This window comes from Streptomyces zhaozhouensis (assembly GCF_900230195.1).
Classification (GTDB): domain Bacteria; phylum Actinomycetota; class Actinomycetes; order Streptomycetales; family Streptomycetaceae; genus Streptomyces; species Streptomyces zhaozhouensis.
In genome coordinates this window covers 161,442-186,557 of the sequence record NZ_OCNE01000013.1, presented here as the reverse complement: position 1 = coordinate 186,557, position 25,116 = coordinate 161,442, and the positions used below count along the sequence as shown (strand labels likewise).

The following is a 25,116-nucleotide window of genomic DNA, read 5'->3' as shown; positions in this document are numbered from 1 at the left end:
CACGCCCCGCCCTCCCCACGCACCACGCGCCCGGACCGCGCGCGTGGGTGGTCGCCCGCGATGGCACCCTTGAGCGCAGAGGCGTCGGCGAAGGAGAGTTCCGTGTCCGTGGAGATCACCTGGTGGGGCCATGCCACGGCCACCGTGCGGGACTCGGGCACCACGCTGCTGACCGACCCGCTGCTGACCCGGCGCTGCGCCCATCTGTGGCGCCGCCGTGGCGCGCTGCCGCCCAGGGCGGCCCTGGTCGCGGACGCGGTGCTGGTCTCGCATCTGCACAGCGACCACCTCCATCTGCGTTCGCTGGCCCGGCTGCCGGCCGGCACCCCGCTGCTGCTGCCCACGGGCGCGCTCGGGGCCGTCCCGTTGCTGCGGCGCCTCGCCGCACGGCTCGACCCGCGCGAGCTGTCGCCGGGCGACAGCCTCGCCGTGGGCCGGGTCGCGGTGCGCGCCGTGCCGGCGGCGCACGACGGGCGCCGGCTGCCGTTCGCCCGGCGGCGGGTCGCGCCTCTGGGGTTCGTCGTGGAGGGCGAGAGCCGCACCTACTTCGCCGGCGACACCGACCTGTTCCGCGGGATGGCCGGCGAGGTCGGCCCGGTCGACACGGCGCTGCTGCCGGTCGGCGGCTGGGGCCCGGGGCTCGGGCACGGGCATCTCAACGCGGAGCGCGCCGCCGAGGCGCTGGCCCGGCTGCGTCCGCGCAGCGCCGTCCCGGTGCACTACGGCACGTACTGGCCGTGGGGGATGGCGGCGGTGCGACCGCACGAGTTCCACGCGCCGGGCGACGAGTTCGTCCGGCACGCGGCGCGACTGGCGCCCGGGGTGGCGGTGCACCGGCTGCGGCACGGCGAGAGCGTGCGGCTGGCGGCCGCCGGGTGAGCGCGACGCCCGCGGTCCTGGCGGGCCTGACGTGGGCGGCCGAGGAGACCGTGGACACCGAGGCGGCGCAGCAGGCCATCGGCTATCCGTCGCTGTTCGCGCTGGTGCTGCTCGGCTCGCTGGTGCCGGTGGTGCCGACGGGCGCGCTGGTCAGCTCCGCCGCCGTGGTCGCCGTCCACCACAGCGATCCGGTGCCGACCTCGCTGCTGGTCTGGGCGGTGGCGGCGTGCGCGGCCTTCCTCGGCGACGCGGCGCTCTACGGTCTCGGCGCGCGCGGCACGCGCTGGCTGGAGCGGATCAGGGGGCAGGTGGCGCCGGCCACGCTGGCCGGCGCGCAGCGGCGGCTGGAGCGCGGCGGGGCGACGGTGCTGCTGGTCTCCCGGCTGGTGCCGGCCGGCCGGCTGCCGGTGATGCTGGCCTGCCTGCTGTCGGGGATGCCGGCACGCCGCTATCTGCGCGGCAACCTGCCGGCCACGGTGGCATGGGCGGGCGTCTACGGCCTGCTGGGGGTGGTCGGCGGGGCGCTCTTCCCGCACCCGTGGCAGGGGGTGCTGGCCGCCGTCGCCCTGACGCTGCTGATCGCCGCCCTGCCCCGGTTGCGCCGCGCGCGCTGAGCGGCACCGCGCCGGGCCGGTCCGCTCCCCCGCCCCGTCACTCCAGCACCCGCGCGCCGCCCACCGGCAGGTCCCACAGGTCCTCGGGCAGCCGCCCGGCGGCGCGCCAGGCGGCGCGGACGCGGGCCAGCGGCTCCAGCGGCGGCTCGGCGGAGAGCGAGAACGTGCCCCAGTGCATCGGGGCCATCCGCTCCGCGCCCAGGTCGTCGCAGGCGCGAACCGCCTCCTCCGGGTCCGTGTGGACCGCGCGCAGCAGCCAGGGCGGGGAGTAGGCGCCGATCGGCAGCAGCGCGAGGTCGATGCCGGGGTAGCGGTCGCCGATCTCGCCGAACCAGTGTCCGTAGCCGGTGTCCCCGGCGAAGTAGACGCGCTGCCCCCGCCCGTCGGAGAGCACCCAGCCGCCCCACAGGGTGCGGCAGGTGTCGCGCAGTCCGCGCCGCGACCAGTGGTGGGCGGGAACGAGGTCGAAGCTGACCGGGCCGCCGGGCGCGGGGAGTTCGGCGGACTCCCACCAGTCCAGCTCGGTGACGTGGTGGAAGCCGCGACGGCGGAACCAGTCGCCGAGCGCGGCCGGGACGAAGACGGGGGTGAGGCGGGGCAGCCGCTTGACGGTGGGGGCGTCGAGGTGGTCGTAGTGGTTGTGGGAGATCACCACGGCGTCGACGGGCGGCAGCTGGGACCACTCCACGCCGACCGGGGTGAGCCGGGGCGGGGTCCCGAGGATCTTCTTCGACCAGACGGGGTCGGTGAGCACCGTCAGCCCGCCGATCCGCAGCACCCAGCTGGCGTGGCCGACCCAGCTGACGGCGACCGTTCCCGGCTCCGTCCGCGGCACCGGCTCCGGCGCGAAGGGCAGGCCGGCCGCCGCGTACCGCGCCGAGGCGCCGGGGCGCAGCGCCCCCTGGCGCGCGGCGCGCAGCATCGCGCCGAGGCCGGGCAGCGGCTCCGTGAGCCGGTCGGTGAAGTCACGCGGCCACGGGCGTCGCCGGTAGAGCGGGCGGGGGTCGTCCCGGTGGGTGGGCTCCTCGGTCCGGTCGGTCATCTGGCCTCCGCTTTCCAGGTCTCCGCGCTGTCCGGGGCTCCGGGCCTCAGGCCGCGCCCGCTCCCCGCCTCGTCCGGGTTGCCGCCTCCTCCCCAGGGCACCACCGCCCCCGGCGCGGGCCCATCCGGGCGGCCCGGACGTTGGGCCGATCCAGCGATGGCGCCCGCTATTCGAAACGCTGTTGCTCACGATGCGAGACATCCGGCAGGCTGGGCGCCATGCCCCGACACCCGCTTCCCTCCCCCGGCGAGGAGCCGCCCGAGGCCCGCTATGTGCACGGCCACCACGACTCCGTGCTCCGTTCCCACCGCTGGCGCACGGCGGAGAACTCGGCCGCCTACCTGCTCCCCCGGCTGCGCCCCGGCCTCGACCTGCTGGACGTCGGCTGCGGTCCTGGGACGCTCACCGCCGACCTCGCGGAACGGGTGGCGCCCGGCCGGGTCGTCGCCGTGGACCGTGCGGAGGGCGTGCTGGCCGAGGCGCGGGCGGAGGCGGGCAGGCGCGGCCTGGACGGGGTGCGGTTCCGGACGGCCGACGCCCTGGCGTTGGACTTCGCCGACGACTCCTTCGACGTGGTCCACGCCCACCAGGTGCTCCAGCACCTGGCCGACCCGGTCGGCGCGCTCCGCGAGATGCGCCGGGTCTGCCGGCCGGACGGGGTGGTCGCGGTCCGCGACGCCGACTACGGCGCGATGAGCTGGTTCCCCGAGGTGCCGGGCCTCGCCGCCTGGCGGGAGCGCTACCGGCGGGTGGCCTCGGCCAGCGGCGGCGAGCCGGACGCCGGGCGCCGACTGCTCTCCTGGGCGCGGAAGGCCGGTTTCTCCGAGGTCACGCCCTCCGCCTCGGCCTGGTGCTTCGCCACCGAGGGCGACCGTTCGTGGTGGAGCGGGCTGTGGGCGGAGCGCACGGTCGCCTCGACGTTCGCGGAACGGGCGCGGGCGCTGGGGCTCGCGCGGGAGCGGGAGCTGCGCGAGTCTGCCACGGCGTGGCACGCCTGGGGCGCCGACCCGGACGGCTGGTTCCTGGTCCCCCACGGGGAGTTGCTCTGCCGGCCGTGACGCCGGCCTGAGGCGAGAGGTCGTCCGCACGACCGGCGGGGGTCACCGGCGCCACCACAGCAGTCCCGCACCGACGAGCAGCGCGACCGCCGTCGAGGCCGCCGCGCGCAGCGCGTTGAAGCGGGCCCAGCGGGGCGCGAACGCGGCCCACAGCGCGGCCGCGCGCTCGGCCGTGTCGGCCGGCCCGGCCGCCAGCGCCTCGTTCAGCGGGACGTTGACCGCCGCCGTCGGGGCGATGACGCCCAGGACATGGACCAGCGCGGCGGCGGCGAACGCCGGCGCCGCCGCGCGGTGCCCGGACGTCCACAGCGCGACGGCGGTGAGCGCCGCCGCCAGGGGCAGGGCCACGAAGGGGACGAGGAAGAGCGGGTTGAGGATCTTCTCGTTCATGCCCCGCATCGCCGCCACCGCCCGCGCGGGCCCCAGGGTGCCAAGGCCCGGCAGGACGGCGACGGAGAAGGCGAGGAACGTGCCCGCGAGCACGGCCGCCATGGTCAGGGTCGCGAGGGCGGCGCCCGCGGCGAGAACGGTCATGCCGACCAGTCAAGCCACCTCGCCGCCCCGACGACCATCGCCGACGCGCTCACCCACGTGTGCGAGCGTCCACGGCGCGCGGTCGGCCGAGCGTTACGGCCGGACCACGATCTTGCGCCCCTTGCCCGCCGCGAAGCGGTCCAGGGCGGCCGGGTAGTCGTCCAGCGGGAGCCGGTCGCTGATGAACACCGCAGGGTCGAGCACCCCGGCGGCGAACAGGTCGGCGGCCCGCTCGTAGCTGTGCAGCACGGCCATCGAGCCGGTGATGGTGATCTCCTGGTTGTAGATCTTGTACGGCTCGATCACGGCGGTCGTCGCGTAGTCGGCGACGCCGAACTGGAGGAACGTGCCCGCCTTGGCGACGCGCCCGATGCCGTCCTGGATGGCGGCGGCGTTGCCGGTGGCGTCCACCACGATGTCCCAGCCGTCGGGCCGGTCCAGCTCGTCGGCGTTGCCGGCCGTCTCCGAGCAGCCCAACGCGGCGGCGGTCGCCAGCCGGTCGGGGTTGATGTCGACGACGTCGACGCCGCTGGCACCGGTCCGCTTGGCCAGCTCCAGCATCATCAGACCCATGGTGCCCGAGCCGTAGATCAGCACCCGGGCGCCCAGCGCGGAGCGCAGCACGTCGTAGCCGCGCACCGCGCAGGACAGCGGCTCGATCAGCGCGGCGTCCTCGGTGGCGACGTGGTCGGGCAGCGGCACGCAGTTGGCCACCGGCGCCACCGCGAACTCCGCCGCGCCGCCGGGCACGGTCACGCCGATCGCGGCCCAGCGGTCACACAGGTTGTTGTGGCCGGTGCGGCAGTAACGGCACTCGTGGCAGTAGAGCGAGGGGTCGACCGCCACCCGCTCGCCCACCGCGCGCTCGGTGACCTCGGTCCCGACGGCCACCACCTCGCCGGCGAACTCGTGGCCCGGGACCACCGGCAGCGTGGGCGCGAACTCGCCCTGGCGGATGTGCAGATCGGTGCCGCACAGGCCGCAGGCAGCGACCTTCACCACGACCTGGCGCGGCCCCGGGGTGGGGTCGGGCACGGTGGTGACGTTGACCTTGCCTACGGATTCGATGAGTGCGGCTTTCACTTGACTGCTCCTAGCGACAGGCCCTGGACCAGCTTGTCCTGGGCGGCGAAGCCGGCGGCGAGCACCGGCAGGGAGATGGCGACGGCCGCGGCCGAGAGCTGCGCCAGGAAGAGTCCCTGGCTGGTGATGAACCGGGTGAGGAAGACCGGCGCGGTCTCCGCCACCACCCCGGTCAGCACCCGGGCGAAGAGCAGCTCGTTCCAGCTGAAGATGAAGCAGATCAGCGCGGTGGCCGCGATGCCGGGCAGCACGATGGGGGCGATGACCCGCCCGAGCACCACCGGCAGCCGGGCGCCGTCGAGTTGGGCCGCCTCGATGACCGAGACGGGGACCTCGGCCAGGAAGGACTGGAGCATCCACACCGCGATGGGCAGGTTCATCGACGTGTAGAGGAGTACCAGCAGCCAGACGTTGTCCAGCATTCCGACGTTCCTGGCGAAGAGATAGATGGGCAGCAGGCCGGCGACGATCGGCAGCATCTTGGTGGACAGGAAGAAGAACAGCGCGTCGCGCCACGCCTTCACCGGCCGGATCGCCAGCGCGTAGGCGGCCGGCAGCGCCAGCAGCAGCACCAGCAGTGTGGAGGCCAGCGAGGCGGTCATCGAGTTGATCAGCGGCGGCCAGGGCTCGCTGTCGAAGAACTCGCGGTAGCCGTCCAGCGTCAGCGGCGCGGTGATCGCCGGCGGGTTGCTGGCGGCGTCCGGCTCACTGTGGAACGAGGTCAGCACCATCCAGGCGACCGGCAGGAAGAGCACCAGGCCCCCCAGCCAGGCCACCAGGGCCAGCGCGGCGTTCTTCAGCGACCTGGGCTTCGCGGCCTTCGCGAGCGCCGGACGGGACGTCGACTTAGCGGTAGGAGCGGTGAGTTGAGTCATCCCCTGCTCCCCTCCTCCCGGAAGAGCGAGGACACCACGCGCAGGGCGAAGACGGCGATCAGCAGGGAGCCGAGGACGACCAGCACCCCGGCCGCGGAGGCGACGCCGTAGTCCTGCGCCTTGTAGAACTCGCGGTAGATGACGAACGGCAGGTTGGCGGTGTCCAGGGCACCACCGGTGAGCGTGTACACGGCCTCGAAGTTCTGCACGACGTAGATCGAGCCGAGCAGCGCGCCGAGTTCGAGGTAGCGCCGCAGGTGGGGCAGGGTCAGATAGCGGAAGACCTGCCAGTTGCCGGCGCCGTCGATCTTGGCGGCCTCGGAGAGTTCCGGCGAGCGGCTCTGGAGGCCGGCCAGCAGGATCAGCATCATGAACGGGGTCCACTGCCAGATCAGCGAGATCTCGACGGCCAGCAGCGGCATGTCGGATATCCAGTCGGGCTGCGGCGCCTCGAAGCCGAAGAGGTCACCGAACTTCCCCAGCATCCCGTTGAGCAGCCCGTACTCGGGGTTGAACAGCAGGTGCTTCCACATCAGCGCGGCGGCGATGGGAACCACCAGGAACGGGGTGATCGCCATGGTGCGCACCAGGCCCCGGCCCTTGAACTTGCGGTCGAGCAGCAGCGCGAGGCCGAGGCCAAGCAGCAGGCTGACGATCACCACGGTGGCGGTCAGCAGCGCGGTGGTGAAGACCGCGTTGCGCAGGCTGGACTCGCCGAGCACGGACTCGTAGTTGTCGAGTCCGCTGAACGCCCGGTCCTCGGGGTAGAGGGCGTTCCACTCGAACAGGGAGATCACCAGTGTGGCCGCGAACGGAAGCTGGGTGACCAGGATCAGGAAGACCAGGGCGGGCAGCAGCGGTGCCCTGGTCGCCCACGCCTTGGCCCGGCCGGGGCCCGGACGGGGGGCGCGGGGTCGGCGGGGGCCGACGGCGGTCTTTTCTTCGGTGGTGGTCATCGTTCGCGGTACCTCTCGGTGGCGGACTCGGCCATGTCCTGGGAGGCGTCCAGGGCGTCCTGGACGCTCTGTTGGCCCGCGATGGCGGCGCTGATCTCCTGGGAGACCAGCGTGCCGAGGTCGGAGAACTCGGGGATGCCGACGAACTGCACGCCGGGCGCGGGGCGTTCCTGAACCCCGGGGCTGACGGGGTCGGCCTCGCTGATGGCGTCCCTGGTCACCTCGTAGAAGGCGGAGGCGGCCTCCTGGTACTCCGGGTTCTCGAAGGTGGAGGCCCGCTTGCCGGCGGGCGCGTTCTCCCAGCCGAGGGTCTCGCCGACCAGCTCCTCGAACTCGGCGCTGGAGGCCCAGGAGATGAACTCCCATGCCTTGTCCGGCTTGTCGGAGGCCTGCTGGATGCCCCACGCCCAGGTGTAGAGCCAGCCGGAGCTCTCGGTCTCCTCGACCGGGGCGGCGACATAGCCGATGTCGCCGCGCACCGGCGAGTTGTCGGCCTCCAGCGAGCCGGCGCCGGCGGTCGCGTCGTACCACATGGCGGTGTTGCCCTGGACCATGTTGTTCAGGCACTCGGCGTAGCCCGACTGGGCCGCGCCGGACTCGCCGTGTTCGCGGACCAGGTCGACGTAGAACTCGGTCGCCTCGACGAACTCCGGTGCGTTCAGGCGGGGTTCCCAGTCGGCGTCGAACCAGGTGCCGCCGTGCGTGTTGACCACGGTGGTCAGCGGGGCGATCACCTCGCCCCAACCGGGCAGCCCGCGCAGGCAGATGCCCTTCATGTCGGCCTCGGCGCCGTCGACCGCGGCGGCCAGCTCCGCGACCTCGCTCCAGGTCGGTCGCTCGGGCATGGTCAGCCCGTGCTCCTCGAAGACGTCGGTCCTGTACATCAGGAACGAGGACTCGCCGTAGTAGGGCTGCGCGTACACCTGACCGTCGTCGCCGGTGAGCGAGGTCTGGATCGGCTCCAGGATGTCGTCCGCGGCGTAGTCGGTGTCCTCGGCCAGATACGGGTCCAGCGGCTCCAGCCAGTTGTTCCTGGCGTAGATCGGCGTCTCGTAGTTGGAGATCGTCGCCACGTCGTACTGGCCCGACTGGTTGGCGAAGTCCTGCCCGATCTTGTCCCTGACCTCGTTCTCCGGCAGCACGGTGAAGTGCACGTCGATGCCGGTCTCGGCGGTGAAGTGTTCGGCCGTCAGCTCCTGGAGCGTGATCATCTGGGGGTTGTTGACCATCAGCACGTTGATGCTGTTCTTGCCGCCGGAGCCGGGGCCGCCGGCTCCGGCGCAGGAGGTCAGCAGCGCGCCGGCGGCCGCCGATGCCAGCAGGACGCGTCGTTTGCGTCGTTTTCCTGGGGACATGAGGGGGGCTCCTGGGGTCATGTCGGCCGTGCGGGATCGCCCCACCCGCCGGCCGGGTCGGTTGTGTCGGGCGGGGCGCGGGTCAGACGCGGATGACCTGCGGCCCCTTCAGGACGTAGCGCTGCGCCTCGGCTGCGGGGAGGCGCAGGCTGGTCACGACGGTGTCCAGGTCGGACACGTCGGCGAAGCGGCAGAAGCTCGCCGCTCCGAACTTGGTGTGGATACCGGCGAAGACGCGGCGTCGGGAGACCGCCACGGCCCGTCGTTTGACCTCGGCCACCGCAGGATCGGGGGTGGTCAGGCCGTGCTCGCGGGAGATGCCGTTGGCGCCGATGAAGCCGAGGTCGATCACGAAGCCGCCGAGCATGTCGGTGACCCAGTGGTCGACGGTGGCCAGGGTGGCGTCGCGCACCCGGCCGCCCAGGAGCAGCACGCTGAACTGGTCGACGGTCGCCAGGGTGCTGGCCACCGCCAACGACGCGGTGACCACCGTGAGTCGGCGGTCGCGCGGCAGCGACTCGGCGATGAGCTGGGGGGTGAAGCCCTCGTCGACGAAGATGGTCTCGGCGTCGCCGACCAGTTCGGCCGCCGCCGCCGCGATCCGGCGCTTCTCGGGCACGTGCCGGGTGGAGCGGGCGGCGAGCGTGGTCTCGAAGCCGGCGCTCTCCACGGGGTAGGCGCCCCCGTGGGTGCGGCGCAGCAGGCCGTGCGCCTCCAGTACCCGCAGGTCGCGGCGGATGGTCTCCCTGGCCACCCGCAGCTCGTCGGCCAGCGCGGTCACCTCGACCGAGCCCGCCCTGCGGGCGGCCCGTACGATGGCGCGTTGCCGCTCCACGGCCGCCATGCCCGCCTCCCGCCTCGTCCACTCCTCGTCGCCCGGTGCCCGAGTGGGCCCGTACGGAGATTTGTACCGGGGTCGGGCGGCGAGGCACAGGGGGAGTTCCTCGATGATCGCGCCCGTTTCTGCCCGTTTCTCCCCTCGCGGGCAACCGTACGCCCCCTGGTCAACGGGGCCGGGACCGGGCCCGTCCGACCCGCCGAACGCCCGTTTCGCGACCCGGGCACGCCCGGACCGCGCCCGTAACGGTGCGCGGCGCCCCGGGCGCCCCCGCCTGTCCGGTCGGGCAACGGGCGCGTATCGGGCGCGCCGGGGGAAAGGGGGGCGTCAGCGGCGACGCGCCGCGTAGAGGCCGCCGAGCGCCCCGATGAGCAGCGTGAAGAGCAGCGCCAGCCACAGCGGCATGGTCACCTCGGGCACCAGCAGCCTGATCTTCGTCTGCCGGGTGTTGCCGAAGATGAAGATCAACGTGAGCGCGGCGACCACCAGCATGATGATCCGGCCGGGCGTGAGAAACGCGTGGGCGCGCGGGTCGCGCGGGGGCTGGGTCGTCATGTCCCCAGGATGCGAGTGAAACGAAGCGCCCGCCCGCCGGGAGCGGCGGACGGGCGCCGCGTGCGCCGGACCCGCGGGGGTACGCGGGCGCCCGGCGCGGGGCTCGGGGCGCGTTCAGGCGTACACGCGCTCCACGAACTCGGCGACCTGGTCGTCGGCGAGCGTCCTGGCGAGGTCGGCCTCGCTGATCATGCCGACGAGCCGCTTGTTCTCGTCGATCACGGGCAGCCGGCGGATCTGGTGCGCGACCATCTCGGCCAGCACCTCGTCCTCCTCGGCCAGGGTGGACACCCAGCGCGGGGTGCCGCGCACCAGGTCGCCCGCCGTGGTGTGGGCGGGGTCGAGCCCGGCCGCGACGCAGCGCACGACGATGTCGCGGTCGGTCACGATGCCGCAGAGGCGCTCGTTGGCGTCGCTCACGGGGAGCGCGCCGACGTCCAGCTCGCGCATCAGCTGCGCGGCGCGGTCCAGGCTCTCCGTGGCGGGAATCCACTGCGCGCCGGGGTTCATGATGTCGGCGGCGATGGCCATGGGTTCGTTCCTCTCCTCGTCGCGGGGGCGATCAGGGATCGTCTCGTTCTCATGCCTCACGCCCCACTGTGCCGCCCCCACGCCCACTCCGCCATTCGGGTGCCCCGCGCCCACCGGCGGCGAGGGGGCGCGGGGCACCGCGCGCGCAACCACCCGCCCGGGGCCGGGGTCAGACCGACAGGTGCAACGGCTCCACCCCGGGAGGGACAAAGCCGAACGCCCGCGCGTAGAGCGCCAGCTCCGCCTCCAGCACCCGTTCCACCGTCTCCGCCCTGCGGAACCCGTGCCCCTCGCCCGCGAAGCTCAGATAGGCGTGCGGCACCCCGCGCCCGGCGACGGCCGCCAGCAGCGCCTCGGCCTGGTCCGGCGGGCAGATCACGTCGTCCAGCCCCTGGAGCAGTACGAACGGCGCGACGATCCGCTCCGCCCGGTACACGGGGGACCGCTCGCGGTAGCGCTCGGGCACCTCGGCCAGCGGGCCGACCAGCGACTCCAGGTAGCGCGACTCGAAGTCGTGCGTGCCGCCGCCGGCCCAGGAGGCCAGGTCGAGCAGCGGATAGCTGATCGCGCCCGCCGCGTACAGTTCCGCCGTGTCCGGGTCGCTCAGCGAGGCGGCCGTCGTGTAGCCGCCGGCGCTGCCGCCCCGGATCGCCAGCCCGCCCGCGCGCCCCTCCGCGACCAGCGCGCGGGCGACCGTCGCGCAGTCCTCGACGTCGACGACGCCCCAACGGCCGCGCAGTCGCTCGCGGTAGGCGCGGCCATAGCCGGTGGAACCGCCGTAGTTCACCTCGGCGACGCCGATGCCGCGCGAGGTGAAGTAGGCGATCTCCAGGTCCAGCACCAGCGGCACGGCCCCGGTGGGTCCGCCGTGCGCCCAGATCACGTACGGCGGCGCCTCGCCTGCCGGCCCCGTGTGGTCGGGATGGCGCGGCGGATAGACCTGCGCGTGCACCTCGCGTCCGTCGGGCCCGGTGAAGACCCGTGCCTCGGGCTCGGGCAGATAGCCGGGGTCGACCGGGTCGCGGTGGCGCTCGGCGAGCACCCGGCAGTGGCCGGTCGCCGTGTCCAGCGCGACCACCTCGGGATGGCGCGACGGGCCGGCGGCGATGCCGACGACCGACTCCCCCGAGACGGCCAGCGACGGTGCCCACTCCGTCCAGGGCCCGACCGCGTCGGCCAGCTCCCCCGTGGTCGGGTCGAGTACGGCCAGCCGCGCGGTGCCGACCCCGTGCAGCACGGCGAGCGTGCCGTGCGGCAGCGGGGCCATCCACCGGGCGCCGATCTTCCACAGCGGACCGGCGAACTCCTCGGCGCGCCCGCAGAGCCGGACGGCCGAGCCGGTGGCGGGGTCCAGGCGGTAGGGCTGCCACCAGCCGTCGCGGTCGCTCAGCGCCAGCAGCGTTCCGTCGCCGTCCCACTCGACCTGGGCCACCGACTCACCCGGCCCGCCCAGCGCCACGCGCGGGCGGCCCGGGCGGCCCTCCCCGTCCACGTCGGCGACCAGCAACTCGGTGCCGTCCCACGGCATCCGGGGGTGGTCCCAGGCCAGCCACGCCAGCCGCGCGCCGTCGGGCGACAGCTTGGGGCCGGTGACGAAGCGGTGCGCGTCGTCCGTCAACTCCCGCACGGCGGAACGGTCCTCGGCCGCCGAGCCGTCCAGCGGCACCGCGACGAGCAGCCGCCGCAGGTCGCTCGGCCCCTCCCCGGTGAACTCCTCCAGCACGCACCACACCTCGCCGCGCTCCGGCAGCACCAGCGGGTCGCACCAGCGCAGCCCGCCGCCGATGGCCGAGAGGGGGGTCAGCGGCCGGGGCGGGGTGGCCCGGTCGGGTTCGACGGCGTGCAGGCGCTGGTCGGCGAAGTCGGTGAAGACCACCAGCGGACCGCCCTCGGCGCGCACCGCCCCGGCCCAGGGCCGACCGCCGTACTCGTGGACCCGGTTGCGCACGTTCCACGGCGCGGGCAGCACGTCGACCGGCTCCCGCTCTCCGGGGCGCAGTCTCAGCAGGGCGCGGCGCCCGCCCTCCGCCGGCCGCGGCGCGGTCCACCAGATCTCGTCGCCGACCACGCCCAGCGCGTCGGGGCTTCCGTCACGCGCGGCGACCAGCGCGGCGTCGACGGGTGAGGGCCAACTTCCGTACGGTGCTTGCGGCATGGGAGACATCCTCATCCATGTGCGGAGGAACCGGCCAGAGGGCGAACGCGTCCTGACGCCCCGTCAGAGCGCGCGGATCGCCCGGTCCAGCACCCGGACCCCGAAGCGCAGCGCGGAGACCGGCACCCGTTCGTCGACGCCGTGGAACATCGCCTGGTAGTCGAAGCCCTCGGGGAGCCTCAGCGGCATGAAGCCGTAGTTCTCGACGCCGAGTCGGGAGAACTGCTTGGCGTCCGTGCCGCCCGACATGCAGTAGGGCACCACGTGCGCGCCGGGGTCGAAGTGCAGCAGCGCCTCCCGCAGTGCCCGGTAGGTGGGCGCCGCGACCGGGGCCTGGAGCGGGATCTCGTGGTGCAGGAAGTCCCACTCGACGTCCTCGCCGGTGAGTTGGTCCAGCGTGGCGGCGAACTCCCGTTCGGTGCCCGGCAGTACGCGGCCGTCCACATGGGCCGAGGCGCTGCCCGGGATCACGTTGACCTTGTAACCGGCGTCCAGCATCGTCGGGTTGGCGCTGTTGCGCACGGTGTTGGCGACCAGCGCGGCGGCCGGGCCGATCCGCTCCAGCAGCTCGTCGACGGAGCGGGCCAGCCGGTCCGGGTCGGCGTCGGAGAGGTCGGGCAGCGGCACGTCGTGCAGGGCGGCCAGCTCGGTCAGCCCGGCGCGCACGGTCTCGGTCAGCCGCACCGGCCAGCGGTGCTCGCCGATCCGGGTGACGGCGGAGGTGAGCCGGGTGACGGCGTTCTCCGCGTTGATCTTGGAGCCGTGTCCCGCGCGCCCCTTGGCGGTCAGCGTCATCCAGGCGGTGCCGCGCTCGCCGGCGGCCAGCGGGTAGATCCGGCGGCCGTCCCCCGGGTGGAAGGTGAACGCGCCGGATTCGCCGATCGACTCGGTGCAGCCGGCGAAGAGGTCGGCGTGCTGGTCGGCCAGGAACCCGGAACCGTAGGCGGCGGTGTCCTCCTCGTCGGCGGTGAACGCGAGCACCACCGAGCGCCTCGGCCGGATGCCGGCGCGCGCCCAGGCGCGCACCAGCGCGAGCACCATGGCGTCGGCGTCCTTCATGTCGACCGCGCCCCGGCCCCAGACCACCCCGTCGCTGACCTCGCCGGAGAACGGGTGGACCCGCCACTCGTCGGGGTCGGCGGGCACCACGTCGAGATGCCCGTGGACCAGCAGCGCGTCCGCCTCCGGATCGGTGCCCTCGATCCTGGCCACCACGTTGGTGCGGCCCCGGCTCTTCTCCAGCAGCACCGGGTCGAGCCCGGCCTCGGCGAGCCGCTCGGCGACATACTCGGCGGCCGGCCGCTCGTGCCCCTCGCCGCCGCCCCGGTTGGTGGTGTCCATCCGGATCAGGTCGGAGGTGAAGCGGACCACCTCCTCCAGCGCGGTCGCGTCCACCGCGCCCGCGTCTCCCGGTTCCTCGTCCGCCGCGGGCGCGGCCGGGTCGGGGCGGTCAGCCCTGTCGGGGTGGTCAGCCATACCATTCCTCCACGGCGGCGGACACCATGGTGGTGACCGTCTTGAAGCACCGGATTCCCTCGTACATGGTCGACGCGGTGTAGGCGACGCGTCGTTCGCCGGTCTGTTCGACGCCGGGCACCAGGGCGGCGGCGCCCGCGAGTTGGGCGGCGTCGAAGTCGATCTCGATGCGGCGCGGCGCGGGCCCCGCCGGCTCGTGCCGCACGGCCAGGGCGGCGGCCCTGGTCGCGCCCTCGGTGATGTCGGCCGCGGTCCTGGCCGGGGTGCGGCAGACGGCCGCGTACCGGGAGACGTGGTCCTTGACCGCGACGCCCACCGCCTCCGGCGCGTAGCCCCGGGCGTCCGCGCAGGTCAGGTCGTCGCCGGTGACCAGCACCACGGGGGTGCCGTACTCGGCGGCGACCAGCGAGTTGAGCAGGCCCTCGCTGGCGCGCACCCCGTCGACGAAGACGCCGGTCAGCGAGTTCCCCAGGTAGGTGTGGGCGAGCACCCCGTCGTCGCCGGCGCCGGTGTGGTACCCGACGAACGCGATGCCGTCCACGTCGCCGTGCTGGACGCCCTCGACCATGCTGAGGTCCTTGTGGCGGCCGGTCAGCAGCTGCGCGCGGTCGTCCAGCCGCTCCAGCAGCAGGTTCCGCATGGTCATGTGCGCCTCGTTGACGAGGACCTCGTCCGCGCCCCCGGCGAAGAACCCGGCGATCGCCGCGTTCACGTCCGAGGTCAGCAGCGGCCGGCAGCGCTGCCACTCGGGCGTGCCCGGCAGACAGTCGGCCGGCCAGGTGACCCCGGTCGCGCCCTCCATGTCGGCCGAGATGAGGATCTTGGTCATGGGGGGAGACGTTACCTCCGGGCCGGGTCGCCAGCCAGGCCCCGGACGCCGTCCGGTGCGCCGTTCACCTCCTCGGCGAGGCGGCGCAGCGCCGCGCCGGCGGGGGTGGCCTCGTCGGCGCTGAAGACGTGGAGCTGCTGGCCGAGCCGGCCGTCCAACGGCGGCACGTGGAGCGTGGCGTAGTCGAGATCGAGGACGCCGACCAGCGGGTGCCCGAACCGCTTGGCCCCCGCCCCGCACATCCGCACCTCGCCATCCGCCCAGAGCCGGCGGAACTCCGCACTCCCGTCGCTCAACTCCCCTATGAGCGCGGCCAGTCGGGAGTCGCCGGGGTAGCGGCCCACCGCGTGGCGCAGCAGGGCGACGGACTCCCGCCGGCGCTCGTCGAGGTCGAGGAAGGCCGTGCCGGCGCGCCGGTCCAGGAAGAGGTGGCGCGCCTGGTTGCGGTCCCGGCCGTCCGGGTCGTCCAGGCCGCCGAAGAGGACGCCGCCCAGTCGGTTCCAGGCCAGCAGGTCCAGCCGTTCGTCCAGCACGACGGCCGGCAGGCCCGGCATCCCGTCCAGCACCCGACGCAGCTCGGCGCTGACGCCTGCCGGCGGCGAGGGCGCCGGTGACGGCTCGGCCGTCACCGGGCGCGGGGGGCGGGCCAGAAGGTCCAGATGCGCGCGCTCGACCGCGTTCAGCCGCAGCGCGCGGGCCAGCGCGGTCAGCACCTCGGCGGACGGCTGGTTGGCCCTGCCCTGCTCCAGCCGCACGTAGTAGTCGACGCTGATCCCGGCGAGCCGCGCCAGCTCCTCGCGGCGCAGCCCGCGCACCCGGCGGCGGGGGCCTGGGTCCACCCCGACGCTCTCCGGCGCCAACCGCCCGCGACGGGCGCGCAGGAACGCCCCGAGCTCCCGTCCGCTGTCCCGCACCGTCTCGGTCGCCATCCTCCCAGTATGCGACGCGCGACGAGGGTGGTCCCCGCGGTACCGGGAACGCGGGTCCTCCGGTCCGGCCGGGTACTGGCTACCCCCGTCGCGAGCTGCGAGAACTGTGGTCATGAACGGCATGACCGAATCGAGAGAACCGACCGCACGCGCCGCCGAGGGGGGCCGGCGGGTGCTGATCGTCAGCGCGCACCCCGACCCGCGCTCGCTGACCGCCTCGCTGACCGGCTTCGCCGCCGACGAACTGCGCGCCGCCGGGCACGAGGTGGAGATATCCGACCTGTACGCGATGAAGTGGAGGGCGGTCACGGACGCCGACGACTACCCGGAACACCCGGCCGGTGCCCGGCTCGACGTGGGAGCCGCGTCCCAACACGCCTACGAGAACGGTTCGTTGACCGCCGACGTGCGGGCGGAGCAGGAGCGGCTGCTCCGGGCGGACGCGGTGATCCTCCAGTTCCCGCTCTGGTGGTTCTCGGTGCCGGCCATCCTCAAGGGCTGGCTGGACCGCGTCTTCAGTGGCGGCTTCGCGTACGGGAAGGACGTTCCGCAGTACCGGAACGGGTCGCTGTCCGGGCGCCGGGTGCTGCTGTCGGTCACCTACGGGGCGACCGAGTCGGCGTTGAGTGAGCGCGGCATCCACGGGCCGTTGGCGGACGCGCTCTTCCCGCTCCAGCACGGGGTCTTCTTCTTCACCGGGATGTCGGTGCTGGAACCGTTCACGATCGCCAGCGCGGTGAACCTGGACGAGGCCGGCTACCGGGCGGCCACCGCCGCCTACCGGGAGCGGCTGGCCGGGCTCTTCACCGAGGAGCCGCTGCCGTACCGACGGCTGTCGGACGAGGACTACACCAGGACCATGGAGCTGAGGCCCGGACGCGAGCGGCCCGGCACGACCGGCTTCGCCCTCCATCTGGCCTGAGCCCTCCGCCCGGCCCGGGTTCTCCGGCCCGGGTTCTCCGGCACGGGCGAGGGGGGCGGGCCCGCGCGGGCCCGCCCCCCTCGGTGCGTCAGGAGGACTTGGCCTCCTGCTCGACCTCGGCGGCCAGGTTCTCCAGCAGCCGCTCGTAGACGCCCTTGAGCACACGCGGCGCGAAGAGCCGCTCGAAGAACCCGCCGATGCCGCCGGAGCCCTCCCAGACCGTGCGGACCGTCGCCCGGCAGCGGTCGTCGCCGCCCTCGGGGGTGATGGTCCAGGTGGTGACCAGGGTGGACTGACGGTCCGTCTCGACCAGGGTGCGCTCCTCCGGTTCGCTGACGTCGACCACGCACGCGCGCACGCGCTTCTTCGTGGCGTGCAGCTTCATGGCGACGACGGTGCCGGCGCCGCTGCCGCCCTCCCTGACCTCGTAGTCGGTGAACTCCTCGGGCAGCAGCCTCGGATGGGTCTCGCGGTAGTCGGCGAGCGCCGCGTACACCTCCTCCGGCCTGGCCGCGATATCCCGCGCCGCCTCGACCTCGATCTGCGCCATGGTCCACACTCCCCTGCCTCGTCGCGGCCCCGTGGGTGGGACCTACCCACTGGGAGCCTTCCACCTCGCTCAGCGTCACTCGAACCGGGGTGGTTCCCGCCCGCGTTCGACGGCGGCGTTCGACGGGGGCGTTCGACGGGCGGGCACGGGAACGCGGTGTCAACCCGAAGTTGACGGCGGCGGGACTGTCAACCTAGGGTTGACGACATGACGGAAGCCAAGCGCCCGGCGCAGCCGGTACGCCTCGACGACCTGATCGAGGCGATCAAGAAGGTCCACACCGACGCCCTCGACCAGCTGTCCGACGCGGTCATCGCCGCCGACCACCTCGGCGAGCTGGCCGACCATCTGATCGGCCACTTCGTCGACCAGGCGCGGCGCTCCGGCGCCTCCTGGACCGAGATCGGCCAGAGCATGGGCGTGACCCGACAGGCCGCCCAGAAGCGCTTCGTCCCCAAGGCGCCGACCGCGGCGGACGCCGAGGCGGGCGGGGCGGACGCGGGCGAGGGCTTCGCCCGCTACACCGCTCGCGCCAAGCGCGTGGTGATGGCCGCGCACGAGGCGGCCAGGGAGTCCTCGCACGCCGAGGTCACCCCGGCGCACCTGGCGCTGGGGCTGATCTCGGAGCCGCAGGGGATCGGCGCCGCCGTGCTCACCGACCAGGGCATGACGCTGGAGACGGTGCGGGAGGCCGCGCGCGCGGCGCTGCCGGCGCCGGCCGAGGACCCGCCCTCCCTCGTGCCCTACGACGTGGCCGCCCGCAAGGTGCTGGAGCTGACCTTCCGACAGGCGCTGCGCCTGGGCCACAACTACGTCGGCACCGAGCATCTGCTGCTGGCCCAGCTGGAGTTCGAGGACGGCTCGGGGCTGCTCAGCGATCTCGGCGTCGACAAGTCGGCCAGCGAGGAACGGATCCGGCGCGCGCTCGAACCCTTCACGGGCGAGACGCCGCAGCCCTGAGCGCCCCGCTCACAGCAGCGTCAGCTGGGTGACCCCCGGGTCGGGCTCCACGGCCGGCTCGGGGGCCTCGGCGCGCGCGGCGCGCGGCGAACGGTGCGCCCCGGCGCGGGCCGGACCGATGCCGTACTCGGCGGCCAGTTCGTGCACCTGGCCGGTGATCCGCCGCTGGTACCAGCGCGGGGCGTAGGCGCCGCCCGCGTAGAGCACCTCGTACCGCCGCACCAGCCCCGGGTGGCGTTCGGCCAGCCAGGCCATGAACCACTCGCGCGCGCCCGGCCGCAGATGGAGCGCCAGCGGTGTCACCGAGGTGGCGCCGGCCGCCGCGATCGCCCGTACGGTGGCGCGCAGTTGGGCGGGCGAGTCGGCGAGGTACGGCAGCACCGGGGCCATCAGCACCGAGCACGGGACGCCGTGCTCGGTGAGGGTGCGGACGACGTCCAGCCGGCGCTCCGGCGCCGGGGTGCCCGGCTCGACCGTCCGCCACAGCTCGGCGTCGACCAGGCCGACCGAGACGGAGATCCCCACATCCGTGACGGAGGCGGCCTCCCGCAGCAGTTGGAGGTCGCGCAGGATCAGCGTGCCCTTGGTGAGGATGGAGAACGGGTTGGCGTGGTCCCGCAGCGCCTCGATGATCCCCGGCATCAGCCGGTACCGGCCCTCGGCCCTCTGGTACGTGTCGACGTTGGTGCCCATCGCGACGTGTTCGCCGCGCCAGCGCGGCGCCGCCAGCTCCCGGCGCAGCAGCTCGGGAGCGTTCACCTTGACCACGATCTGGGAGTCGAAGCCGGCGCCGGTGTCCAGGTCGAGATAGCTGTGGGTCTTGCGCGCGAAGCAGTAGACGCAGGCGTGGGTGCAGCCCCGGTAGGGATTGACCGTGTAGGTGAAGGGCATCCGGGAGGCCCCGGGGACCCGGTTGATGATCGACCTCGCCCGCACCTCGTGAAAGGTCACCCCGCGGAACTCGGGGGTGTCTATCGTCCGGCTGACCACGTCCGTCCCGAAGAGCGCGGACGGCGCGGACGGCGTTCCCTCGCCCAGTTGGTTCCAGCGCATGGTGGCCTCCTCGCCGCGTTCGTACGAATAGAACACCGGTTCGAATGCGGCGTTGTCAAGCCCGCTTTTGCGGGAGATGTCCGACCCGGGGCCCAACTCCCCCGGCCGGCCGCCGCGTTGGGCTCGCGTCCTCGCGCGGACGCCCGGCGCCCCGGGTCGTCGAAATGCGTCGACGACGGCCCCGGCTTCCGGGATCCTTGGCACCATGCGCGACGACATCCCGCAGGACGAGATCTGGAACGACGACGCCGCCCGGCGCTACGACACCCCCGGCACGGGCATGTTCGCGCCCGAGGTGCTGGGGCCCACGGTCGAGCGGCTGGCCGCCCTGGCGGAGGGCGGACGGGCGTTGGAGTTCGCCGTCGGCACCGGCAGGGTGGCCGTGCCGCTCGCGGAGCGCGGCGTACCGGTCACCGGGATCGAGCTGTCCCGGCCGATGGTGCGGCGGCTGCGCGAGAAGGTCGACGAGGAGACCGTCCCGGTGGTGGTCGGCGACATGGCGACGGCCACGGCGCCCGGCACCTTCCGACTGGTCTATCTGGTCTTCAACACCATCTCCAACCTGCTGGAGCAGTCCGCGCAGGTCGAGTGCTTCCGCAACGCCGCCCGCCACCTGGCGCCCGGCGGGCGGTTCGTCATCGAGCTGGGGGTGCCCGACCTGCGGAAGCTGCCGCCGGGCCAGGACGGCGTGGTCTGGAGCACCCGCGACGACTACCTGGCCCTCGACTCCTACGACGTGCTGCGCCAGCGGCTGGTCTCCCACCACGTCCGCGTCGACGACGGGGGCGGCGCCCGGGTCTTCCGCAGCCAGCACCGCTACGCCTGGCCGGCCGAGCTGGACCTGATGGCCCAACTCGCCGGCTTCGCCCTGGAGTCACGCCACGCCGACTGGGAGGGCGCCGAGTTCACCGCCGACTCGCCCTCGCACGTCTCGGTCTACCGGCTCCCCGAGGCGGGCTGACCCCGGCCGGGGGCACGCCCCGGCGCGCGGCCGCGGTCAGTCGCGCGGCCAGCCGCCCAGGGCGGCGTCCGCCACCCGTCGCAGCTCCTCGCGGGTGGCGCCGGCGGCCGCCTGGACCGCGATGCCGTTCGCCACCGTCAGGAGGTAGTGGGCGAGCGCGTCCGGGTCGGTGCCGGCCGGCAGGTCACCCTCGTCGACGGCGCGCTGGAAGCGGTCCCGGAAGTCCGCCCGGTTGCGGTCCCCCCACGCGGCGAGCGCCTCGGCGGCGCGCGGCCCGAGGTGGTTGGCGACGAGGGACGCCCGCACGCCCAGGCAGCCGGTCGGACAGTCGTCCCGGGTGGCGGCCAGGACGGAGGCCGCGAGATAGACGGCGGCCACCTCCCGGGCGGTGGGCTCCTCCCGGGCCCGGAGGCCGTGGGAGGCCCGGCTCTCCGCGTAGCGCTCCACGGCCTGCCGGAACAGGTCCTCCTTGTTGCCGAAGGCCGCGTACAGGCTCGTCTTGGTGATGCCCATGGCGCGGGCCAGGTCGCTGAGGCTGACCCCGTCGTAGCCACGCTCCCAGAAGGTGAGCATGGCCCGCTCCAGGGCCTCCTCGGTGTCGAACCCGCGCGGCCGACCGATCGGCGCCTTCCCCGTCGCTTCCACGCCCCCACCCTACCCTTCCGTTCCGACCGGAACAGAAGTGCTAGAGTTGTGTTCCGTTCCGACCGGAACAGAATACGGGAGGGGTCACACCATGGGAACGCTCGAAGGCAGGACGGCCGTCGTCACGGGCGGCGGCACGCGGGGCATCGGCCGGGCGACGGCGGCGCGGCTGGTGGCCGAGGGGGCGCACGTGTTCATCACCGGCCGGCGGGAGGCCGAGCTCAAGGAGGCGGTGGAGACCATCGGCCCCTCGGTCACCGCGGTGCCGGGCGACATCACCGACCCGGCCGACCTGGACCGGCTCTACGAGGCGGTCAGCGCGCGCGGCCGGGGCCTGGACGTGCTGTTCGCCAACGCGGCCACCGCGTCGTTCGCGACACTGGAGCAGGTCACCGTCGAGGAGCTGGACCGCGTCTTCGCGGTGAACGTCAAGGGCACGCTGCTGACCGTGCAAAAGGCGCTGCCGCTCCTCAACGACGGCGCCTCGGTCATCCTGAACGCCTCCACGGCCGCCGACCGCGGCGCGCCGGCGTTCGGCGTGTACGCGGCGTCCAAGGCCGCCGTCCGCTCCTTCGCGCGGACCTGGGCCAACGAGCTCACCGGCCGGGGCATCCGCGTCAACGCCATCTCACCGGGGCCGATCGACACCTCCGGCGTCACCGAACTCGTCGGCGAGGAGAACGCGGCCGCCTACAAGGCGCAGATGGGGTCCGAGCTCCCGATCGGCAGGGTCGGGGACCCGGAGGAGGCCGCCGCCGCGGTGGCCTTCCTCGCCTCCCGGGACAGCGCTTTCGTCCTCGGCGCCAACCTGTACGTCGACGGCGGCGCCAACCAGATCTGAGGCGCGCGCGACCCCGCACCTCCCCCGCCCCGCGCGGCGCGCGGGGCGGGGGAGGGCGTCGCGCCACCGGAAGGGGCCGGCCGGACGCGCGCGAAGGCATCGCGGTCGCACACCCATGGGAGTGCGCGCCCTTCTCGTGTTCCGTGGTCCCCATGACGCACGCGACCGACCACGACGCGCGGACCCTGCTGGTCACCGCGCACCCGGACCCCGCCTCCCTGACCCACCACGTGGCGGAACGCCTCGCCTCCGCCCTGGCCCCCGGGCCCGTCGAGGTGGCGGACCTGTACCGGGAGGGGTTCGACCCCAGGTACACCCCCGAGGACCGCCTCGCCTACCGGGAGGGCGGCCACCCCGCCGACGTCGCCCGCGAGCACCGCCGGCTGGAGGGCGCCAGCCATCTGGTCCTGGTCTTTCCGGTGTACTGGTGGTCCATGCCGGCGCTGCTCAAGGGATGGATCGACCGGGTCTTCGTCAACGGCTGGGCCTTCGCCTACACGACCAAGGCGGGGCCGCGCCCGATGCTCCAGCGGCTCACCACACATCTGGTGCCCATCGCCGGCGCCGACTCCGGCGCCTGGGAGCGCCACGGCTACGAACGGGCGCTGCGGACGCAGATCGAGCACGGGCTCGTCGACTACGTCGGGAGCCGCCGTGGCGCCACCGCGTTCGTCCACGACTCCGAGCAGCCGTCCTCCGAGGCCACGGAGGAGAGTGTCGCGCGCGCCGTGCGGGCGGTCGGCGAAGCGGTGCGGGCCGGCGCACCACCGGCGTGACGCGTCAGGGGCGGCCCGTCCCGCGTGCGTGACGCGTCAGGGACGGTCCGTCCCCCGTGCGTGACGCGTCAGGGGCGGCCCGTCCCCCACCCCGCGGTCACGTCGGCCAGCCATCCGCGCAGCAGCTCGTTGACCTCCTCCGGCCGCTCCTGCTGCACCCAGTGGCCGCAGCCGTCCAGCAGGTGCCTGCCCGTCAGCGCGGGCAGGGTCTGCTCGAACGCGTCGACGGCCTCCGCCAGCCAGCGCAGCGAGGCGTCCTCGGCGCCCGCGACGAAGAGCGTCGGCTGGCGCAGGGGTTCGCCCTCCCAGGCGGCCAGGTCCTCCCAGTCGCGGTCCATGTTCCGGTAGCGGGCGAGCGCGCCGAAGAAGCCGGTCCTCTCGAACTCGCCGGCGTAGACGTCCAGTTCCTCCTCGGCGAGCCAGGAGGGAAGCGGCCCCCCGGTGAAGCGCGCGCGCATCTCGCCGCCGCGCGGCACGAAGTACGGGCCCGGCCCTTCCGCCGGGGCCCGGCCGCCGGAGAGCGAGGTGTAGAACCCGGCGAGCCACCCCCGCACGTCCCGCTCGATCTCCGCCTCCGCCACCCCGGGGCGCTGGAGGTAGGGCACGTAGAACTCGTCCTCCCCCGGCATCGCGGCGAAGACCCGCGAGGGCCGGGGCCCGCCCGGCGGGGTGTAGGGGACGCCGAGCAGCGCCACCGCGGGGAAGACCTCGGGCCGCAGCAGTCCCGCCTGGCCGGCGAGCGTCGCCCCCCAGTCGTGTCCCACCAGGACGGCCCGCCGTTCGCCCAACTCCCTGACCAGCCGCACGGTCTCGCCGACCAGCGCGACCGCCCGGTAGGCGTCGGCGGACGCCGGCCGCGAGGAGCGGCCGTACCCCCTCGCGTCCACGGCGACGGCCCGGTAGCCGGCGGCGGCGAGCGCCGGCAGCTGGTGGCGCCAGGAGTACCAGGACTCGGGGAAGCCGTGCAGCAGCAGGACCAGCGGCCCCTCCCCCTGCTCCACCAGATGCACCCGCCCGCCCGGCAGCTCCAGCAGGCGGCGCCGCGCGGCGGCGGGGGAGGTCACGGAACGGGGCGCCATGGCGGCCTCCTGGGTCGGTTCGCGGAGACGGTCGCCCCGAGCATCGCCCCGCGCCGCACCGCCGCCCAAGCGACGTTGCCGAAGCGGCAACCCGCCCCACCCGGACGCGCCGACGGGTCCCACCAGCACCACGGACGGGGGGTTAACACCACCTGGGAGAGGCGGGCGGACCGCATGGTTCGCCGCCCCGCGTCTTCTTAACGTGGTGTCACACGGAAGGGCGGGGCCCGGGAGGGCGCCGCACGGCACGGACAGAAGAGGAATGGACTCATGGCGCGGTTCGGCGGACGGATGACCAAGGCGTGGGCGCTCACCGCGGGGGCGGGCGTGCTGGCCACGGGCGCGGCCATGGTGGTCGCGCCGCAGGGATCGGCGTTCGGACTGCCCCGCGGCGGCGCGGAGGCCGGCGCGGAGTCCCCGCTGCAGCGGGACGCGGAGGCCGTGGTGGAGACGGGGGCGACCGGGCTGACGGTGGAGGTCGGCGCCGCCGACGGCCGGACCGAGCGGGCGCGTGCCGGGGTGGCCGAACTGGGCGGCGAGCAGCCGGTGCCGTGGTCCCCGTACTACCGGATAGGCAGCGACACCAAGACCTTCGTCTCCACGGTGCTGCTCCAACTCGTCGACGAGGGGAAGGTCTCGCTCTCCGACACCGTGGAGCGGTGGCTGCCCGGCGTCGTGACCGGCGAGGGCAACGACGGCTCGCGGATCACGGTGGAGAACCTGCTGCGCCAGACCAGCGGACTGGCCAACTACACCGACGTGGTCTTCAGCGACCCGGAGGCGCTGACGCCCGAGGGCCACCACGAGGGCCGCTTCGCGCAGATGACCGCCGAGGAGATGGTCGCCCTCGCGATGACCCAGCCGCCCGGCTGGCTGCCGGACGCGGAGGACCCGGCCGGCGAGACCCGGTGGGCGTACTCCAACACCAACTACGTGCTCGCCGGCATGATCATCGAGCAGGTCACCGGGCACTCCTGGGAGCAGGAGGCGCACGACCGGATCATCGCCCCGCTCGGCCTGGAGCGCACGCTCTCCCCCGGCAGCTCCGCCTACGTGCCGCAGCCGACCGCCCACGCGTACGTCCAGTTCCCCGGGCAGGAGGAGCTGACCGACACCACCCTGGGGACGGACGCCGGCGCCGACGGCGCGCTGATCAGCACGCCGGACGACATGAACACCTTCCTGCGGGCGCTGATGGACGGCACCCTGCTGTCGGAGGAACGGCTCGCCGACATGCGGCGCACCGTTCCGGCGCCGGAGTTCGGGGACGGCGCCGAGTACGGGCTCGGCCTGGCCTGGGCCCCGCGGTGCGGCGAGGACGAGGCGGGCCTGTGGTTCCACGGCGGGACGTCGTTCGGCACGGCGTCCGAGGGCGCGGTCACCGAGGACGGTGCGACGGCGGCCAGCTCGGCGATCTTCACGGTGCGCTTCGGCGACCCCGAGCGGAACGCCGCCCAGAGCGAGGCGGCCCGCGAGATGGTGGACAACGCCCTCTGCTCCGACGGGCGTTGACCCACCGAGCCGGAGCGCGCGAGCGCCCCGCCCCGGGGCTGACCGGCCCGGGGCGGGGCCGAGGTGCGGCACGGGCGGCGACGGCCCACGGAAGGGGTGGGGAGCCGT

At 74.2% G+C, this 25,116-nt stretch carries 26 protein-coding genes; 9 read left to right on the top strand and 17 right to left on the bottom strand.

Features of this window, described 5'->3' with window-relative positions:
* The first annotated feature begins 102 nt into the window (after positions 1–102).
* Together CRP51_RS18940 and CRP51_RS18935 are read left to right on the top strand one after the other, a co-directional pair.
* Positions 103–879 carry an MBL fold metallo-hydrolase gene (locus CRP51_RS18940; protein ID WP_097232475.1) on the top strand — a complete coding sequence of 259 codons (777 nt, stop codon included), beginning with the start codon at positions 103–105 and terminating at the stop codon, positions 877–879.
* Complete coding sequence (locus CRP51_RS18935; protein WP_439333192.1) at positions 876–1,493, top strand: DedA family protein; 618 nt, start codon at positions 876–878, stop codon at positions 1,491–1,493. Before CRP51_RS18940 ends, CRP51_RS18935 begins: the two co-directional genes overlap by 4 nt.
* 37 nt (positions 1,494–1,530) lie before the next feature.
* On the opposite strand, the gene CRP51_RS18930 is transcribed toward CRP51_RS18935, so the two are convergent.
* Positions 1,531–2,535, bottom strand: coding sequence for an MBL fold metallo-hydrolase (locus CRP51_RS18930; protein WP_097232431.1), 1,005 nt, complete (start codon positions 2,533–2,535; stop codon positions 1,531–1,533).
* Between the two features lie 218 nt (positions 2,536–2,753).
* Between CRP51_RS18930 and CRP51_RS18925 the strand changes: the two genes are divergently transcribed.
* The gene (locus CRP51_RS18925) at positions 2,754–3,593 is read left to right on the top strand and encodes a class I SAM-dependent methyltransferase (RefSeq protein ID WP_097232430.1); all 840 of its coding nucleotides are present in this window, start codon (positions 2,754–2,756) and stop codon (positions 3,591–3,593) included.
* Positions 3,594–3,635: 42 nt separating this feature from the next.
* Here CRP51_RS18925 and CRP51_RS18920 read toward each other — a convergent pair whose 3' ends face one another.
* The 12 genes from CRP51_RS18920 to CRP51_RS18865 all read right to left on the bottom strand — a co-directional run bounded on the left by CRP51_RS18920 (position 3,636) and on the right by CRP51_RS18865 (position 15,709).
* A complete protein-coding gene (locus CRP51_RS18920) occupies positions 3,636–4,127 on the bottom strand; it encodes an anthrone oxygenase family protein (protein WP_097232429.1) in 492 nt (163 codons plus the stop codon).
* Between the two features lie 93 nt (positions 4,128–4,220).
* On the bottom strand, positions 4,221–5,210 hold the full coding sequence (locus CRP51_RS18915) for a zinc-dependent alcohol dehydrogenase family protein (protein WP_097232428.1): 990 nt from the start codon (positions 5,208–5,210) through the stop codon (positions 4,221–4,223).
* Entirely contained in the window at positions 5,207–6,085 is an 879-nt protein-coding gene (locus tag CRP51_RS18910) for a carbohydrate ABC transporter permease (protein ID WP_097232427.1), read from the bottom strand. The genes CRP51_RS18915 and CRP51_RS18910 overlap by 4 nt, the downstream gene beginning before the upstream one ends.
* The gene (locus CRP51_RS18905) at positions 6,082–7,041 is read right to left on the bottom strand and encodes a carbohydrate ABC transporter permease (RefSeq protein WP_097232426.1); all 960 of its coding nucleotides are present in this window, start codon (positions 7,039–7,041) and stop codon (positions 6,082–6,084) included. Before CRP51_RS18905 ends, CRP51_RS18910 begins: the two co-directional genes overlap by 4 nt.
* Positions 7,038–8,396, bottom strand: a complete 1,359-nt coding sequence (locus CRP51_RS18900; protein WP_097232425.1) for an ABC transporter substrate-binding protein — start codon at positions 8,394–8,396, stop codon at positions 7,038–7,040. Before CRP51_RS18900 ends, CRP51_RS18905 begins: the two co-directional genes overlap by 4 nt.
* 82 nt (positions 8,397–8,478) lie before the next feature.
* A complete protein-coding gene (locus CRP51_RS18895; protein WP_097232424.1) occupies positions 8,479–9,240 on the bottom strand; it encodes a DeoR/GlpR family DNA-binding transcription regulator in 762 nt (253 codons plus the stop codon).
* A 321-nt stretch (positions 9,241–9,561) separates the two neighbouring features.
* Positions 9,562–9,789 (bottom strand): DUF1049 domain-containing protein, encoded by a 228-nt coding sequence (locus tag CRP51_RS18890; RefSeq protein ID WP_097232423.1) that lies wholly within the window; start codon positions 9,787–9,789, stop codon positions 9,562–9,564.
* Between the two features lie 114 nt (positions 9,790–9,903).
* Entirely contained in the window at positions 9,904–10,320 is a 417-nt protein-coding gene (locus tag CRP51_RS18885) for a CBS domain-containing protein (RefSeq protein WP_097232422.1), read from the bottom strand.
* A 169-nt stretch (positions 10,321–10,489) separates the two neighbouring features.
* A complete protein-coding gene (locus CRP51_RS18880) occupies positions 10,490–12,475 on the bottom strand; it encodes a S9 family peptidase (RefSeq protein ID WP_097232421.1) in 1,986 nt (661 codons plus the stop codon).
* 63 nt (positions 12,476–12,538) lie between these two features.
* Complete coding sequence (locus tag CRP51_RS18875; RefSeq protein ID WP_097232420.1) at positions 12,539–13,951, bottom strand: M20/M25/M40 family metallo-hydrolase; 1,413 nt, start codon at positions 13,949–13,951, stop codon at positions 12,539–12,541.
* Positions 13,944–14,780 (bottom strand): M55 family metallopeptidase, encoded by an 837-nt coding sequence (locus CRP51_RS18870; protein WP_097232419.1) that lies wholly within the window; start codon positions 14,778–14,780, stop codon positions 13,944–13,946. The genes CRP51_RS18875 and CRP51_RS18870 overlap by 8 nt, the downstream gene beginning before the upstream one ends.
* A gap of 11 nt (positions 14,781–14,791) precedes the next feature.
* On the bottom strand, positions 14,792–15,709 hold the full coding sequence (locus CRP51_RS18865) for a helix-turn-helix domain-containing protein (protein ID WP_097232418.1): 918 nt from the start codon (positions 15,707–15,709) through the stop codon (positions 14,792–14,794).
* Positions 15,710–15,830: 121 nt separating this feature from the next.
* Here CRP51_RS18865 and CRP51_RS18860 point away from each other — a divergent pair, with 121 nt between their 5' ends.
* Positions 15,831–16,631 carry an NAD(P)H-dependent oxidoreductase gene (locus CRP51_RS18860; protein WP_097232473.1) on the top strand — a complete coding sequence of 267 codons (801 nt, stop codon included), beginning with the start codon at positions 15,831–15,833 and terminating at the stop codon, positions 16,629–16,631.
* Positions 16,632–16,719: 88 nt separating this feature from the next.
* On the opposite strand, the gene CRP51_RS18855 is transcribed toward CRP51_RS18860, so the two are convergent.
* The gene (locus CRP51_RS18855) at positions 16,720–17,181 is read right to left on the bottom strand and encodes an SRPBCC family protein (protein WP_097232472.1); all 462 of its coding nucleotides are present in this window, start codon (positions 17,179–17,181) and stop codon (positions 16,720–16,722) included.
* Between the two features lie 207 nt (positions 17,182–17,388).
* On the opposite strand from CRP51_RS18855, the gene CRP51_RS18850 reads away from it, so the two are divergent.
* Positions 17,389–18,141: a Clp protease N-terminal domain-containing protein gene (locus CRP51_RS18850; RefSeq protein ID WP_097232417.1), complete on the top strand. Its 753-nt coding sequence runs from the start codon at positions 17,389–17,391 to the stop codon at positions 18,139–18,141.
* Positions 18,142–18,150: 9 nt separating this feature from the next.
* Here CRP51_RS18850 and CRP51_RS18845 read toward each other — a convergent pair whose 3' ends face one another.
* Entirely contained in the window at positions 18,151–19,194 is a 1,044-nt protein-coding gene (locus CRP51_RS18845) for an Rv2578c family radical SAM protein (protein WP_097232471.1), read from the bottom strand.
* 217 nt (positions 19,195–19,411) lie between these two features.
* Here CRP51_RS18845 and CRP51_RS18840 point away from each other — a divergent pair, with 217 nt between their 5' ends.
* Positions 19,412–20,155: a class I SAM-dependent methyltransferase gene (locus CRP51_RS18840; protein ID WP_097232470.1), complete on the top strand. Its 744-nt coding sequence runs from the start codon at positions 19,412–19,414 to the stop codon at positions 20,153–20,155.
* Between the two features lie 36 nt (positions 20,156–20,191).
* On the opposite strand, the gene CRP51_RS18835 is transcribed toward CRP51_RS18840, so the two are convergent.
* On the bottom strand, positions 20,192–20,800 hold the full coding sequence (locus tag CRP51_RS18835; RefSeq protein WP_212615936.1) for a TetR/AcrR family transcriptional regulator: 609 nt from the start codon (positions 20,798–20,800) through the stop codon (positions 20,192–20,194).
* A gap of 91 nt (positions 20,801–20,891) precedes the next feature.
* Here CRP51_RS18835 and CRP51_RS18830 point away from each other — a divergent pair, with 91 nt between their 5' ends.
* The gene (locus tag CRP51_RS18830; RefSeq protein ID WP_097232416.1) at positions 20,892–21,641 is read left to right on the top strand and encodes an SDR family oxidoreductase; all 750 of its coding nucleotides are present in this window, start codon (positions 20,892–20,894) and stop codon (positions 21,639–21,641) included.
* A 152-nt stretch (positions 21,642–21,793) separates the two neighbouring features.
* Positions 21,794–22,417 (top strand): NAD(P)H-dependent oxidoreductase, encoded by a 624-nt coding sequence (locus CRP51_RS18825; protein ID WP_097232415.1) that lies wholly within the window; start codon positions 21,794–21,796, stop codon positions 22,415–22,417.
* A gap of 68 nt (positions 22,418–22,485) precedes the next feature.
* On the opposite strand, the gene CRP51_RS18820 is transcribed toward CRP51_RS18825, so the two are convergent.
* A complete protein-coding gene (locus CRP51_RS18820; protein ID WP_170970603.1) occupies positions 22,486–23,496 on the bottom strand; it encodes an alpha/beta fold hydrolase in 1,011 nt (336 codons plus the stop codon).
* 270 nt (positions 23,497–23,766) lie between these two features.
* On the opposite strand from CRP51_RS18820, the gene CRP51_RS18815 reads away from it, so the two are divergent.
* Positions 23,767–25,008: a serine hydrolase domain-containing protein gene (locus tag CRP51_RS18815; protein ID WP_097232414.1), complete on the top strand. Its 1,242-nt coding sequence runs from the start codon at positions 23,767–23,769 to the stop codon at positions 25,006–25,008.
* Positions 25,009–25,116 lie beyond the last annotated feature (108 nt).

Bases quoted from the DNA above. Each gene is read 5' to 3' on its own strand.
- CRP51_RS18820 (WP_170970603.1), bottom strand. From the start codon at position 23,496: ATGGCGCCCCGTTCCGTGACCTCCCCCGCCGCCGCGCGGCGCCGCCTG.
- CRP51_RS18910 (WP_097232427.1), bottom strand. From the start codon at position 6,085: ATGACTCAACTCACCGCTCCTACCGCTAAGTCGACGTCCCGTCCGGCG.
- CRP51_RS18920 (WP_097232429.1), bottom strand. From the start codon at position 4,127: ATGACCGTTCTCGCCGCGGGCGCCGCCCTCGCGACCCTGACCATGGCG.
- CRP51_RS18850 (WP_097232417.1), top strand. From the start codon at position 17,389: ATGACGGAAGCCAAGCGCCCGGCGCAGCCGGTACGCCTCGACGACCTG.
- CRP51_RS18925 (WP_097232430.1), top strand. From the start codon at position 2,754: ATGCCCCGACACCCGCTTCCCTCCCCCGGCGAGGAGCCGCCCGAGGCC.
- CRP51_RS18930 (WP_097232431.1), bottom strand. From the start codon at position 2,535: ATGACCGACCGGACCGAGGAGCCCACCCACCGGGACGACCCCCGCCCG.
- CRP51_RS18905 (WP_097232426.1), bottom strand. From the start codon at position 7,041: ATGACCACCACCGAAGAAAAGACCGCCGTCGGCCCCCGCCGACCCCGC.
- CRP51_RS18825 (WP_097232415.1), top strand. From the start codon at position 21,794: ATGACGCACGCGACCGACCACGACGCGCGGACCCTGCTGGTCACCGCG.
- CRP51_RS18895 (WP_097232424.1), bottom strand. From the start codon at position 9,240: ATGGCGGCCGTGGAGCGGCAACGCGCCATCGTACGGGCCGCCCGCAGG.
- CRP51_RS18815 (WP_097232414.1), top strand. From the start codon at position 23,767: ATGGCGCGGTTCGGCGGACGGATGACCAAGGCGTGGGCGCTCACCGCG.
- CRP51_RS18885 (WP_097232422.1), bottom strand. From the start codon at position 10,320: ATGGCCATCGCCGCCGACATCATGAACCCCGGCGCGCAGTGGATTCCC.
- CRP51_RS18845 (WP_097232471.1), bottom strand. From the start codon at position 19,194: ATGCGCTGGAACCAACTGGGCGAGGGAACGCCGTCCGCGCCGTCCGCG.
- CRP51_RS18855 (WP_097232472.1), bottom strand. From the start codon at position 17,181: ATGGCGCAGATCGAGGTCGAGGCGGCGCGGGATATCGCGGCCAGGCCG.
- CRP51_RS18860 (WP_097232473.1), top strand. From the start codon at position 15,831: ATGACCGAATCGAGAGAACCGACCGCACGCGCCGCCGAGGGGGGCCGG.
- CRP51_RS18875 (WP_097232420.1), bottom strand. From the start codon at position 13,951: ATGGCTGACCACCCCGACAGGGCTGACCGCCCCGACCCGGCCGCGCCC.
- CRP51_RS18830 (WP_097232416.1), top strand. From the start codon at position 20,892: ATGGGAACGCTCGAAGGCAGGACGGCCGTCGTCACGGGCGGCGGCACG.
- CRP51_RS18890 (WP_097232423.1), bottom strand. From the start codon at position 9,789: ATGACGACCCAGCCCCCGCGCGACCCGCGCGCCCACGCGTTTCTCACG.
- CRP51_RS18865 (WP_097232418.1), bottom strand. From the start codon at position 15,709: ATGGCGACCGAGACGGTGCGGGACAGCGGACGGGAGCTCGGGGCGTTC.
- CRP51_RS18870 (WP_097232419.1), bottom strand. From the start codon at position 14,780: ATGACCAAGATCCTCATCTCGGCCGACATGGAGGGCGCGACCGGGGTC.
- CRP51_RS18880 (WP_097232421.1), bottom strand. From the start codon at position 12,475: ATGCCGCAAGCACCGTACGGAAGTTGGCCCTCACCCGTCGACGCCGCG.
- CRP51_RS18900 (WP_097232425.1), bottom strand. From the start codon at position 8,396: ATGTCCCCAGGAAAACGACGCAAACGACGCGTCCTGCTGGCATCGGCG.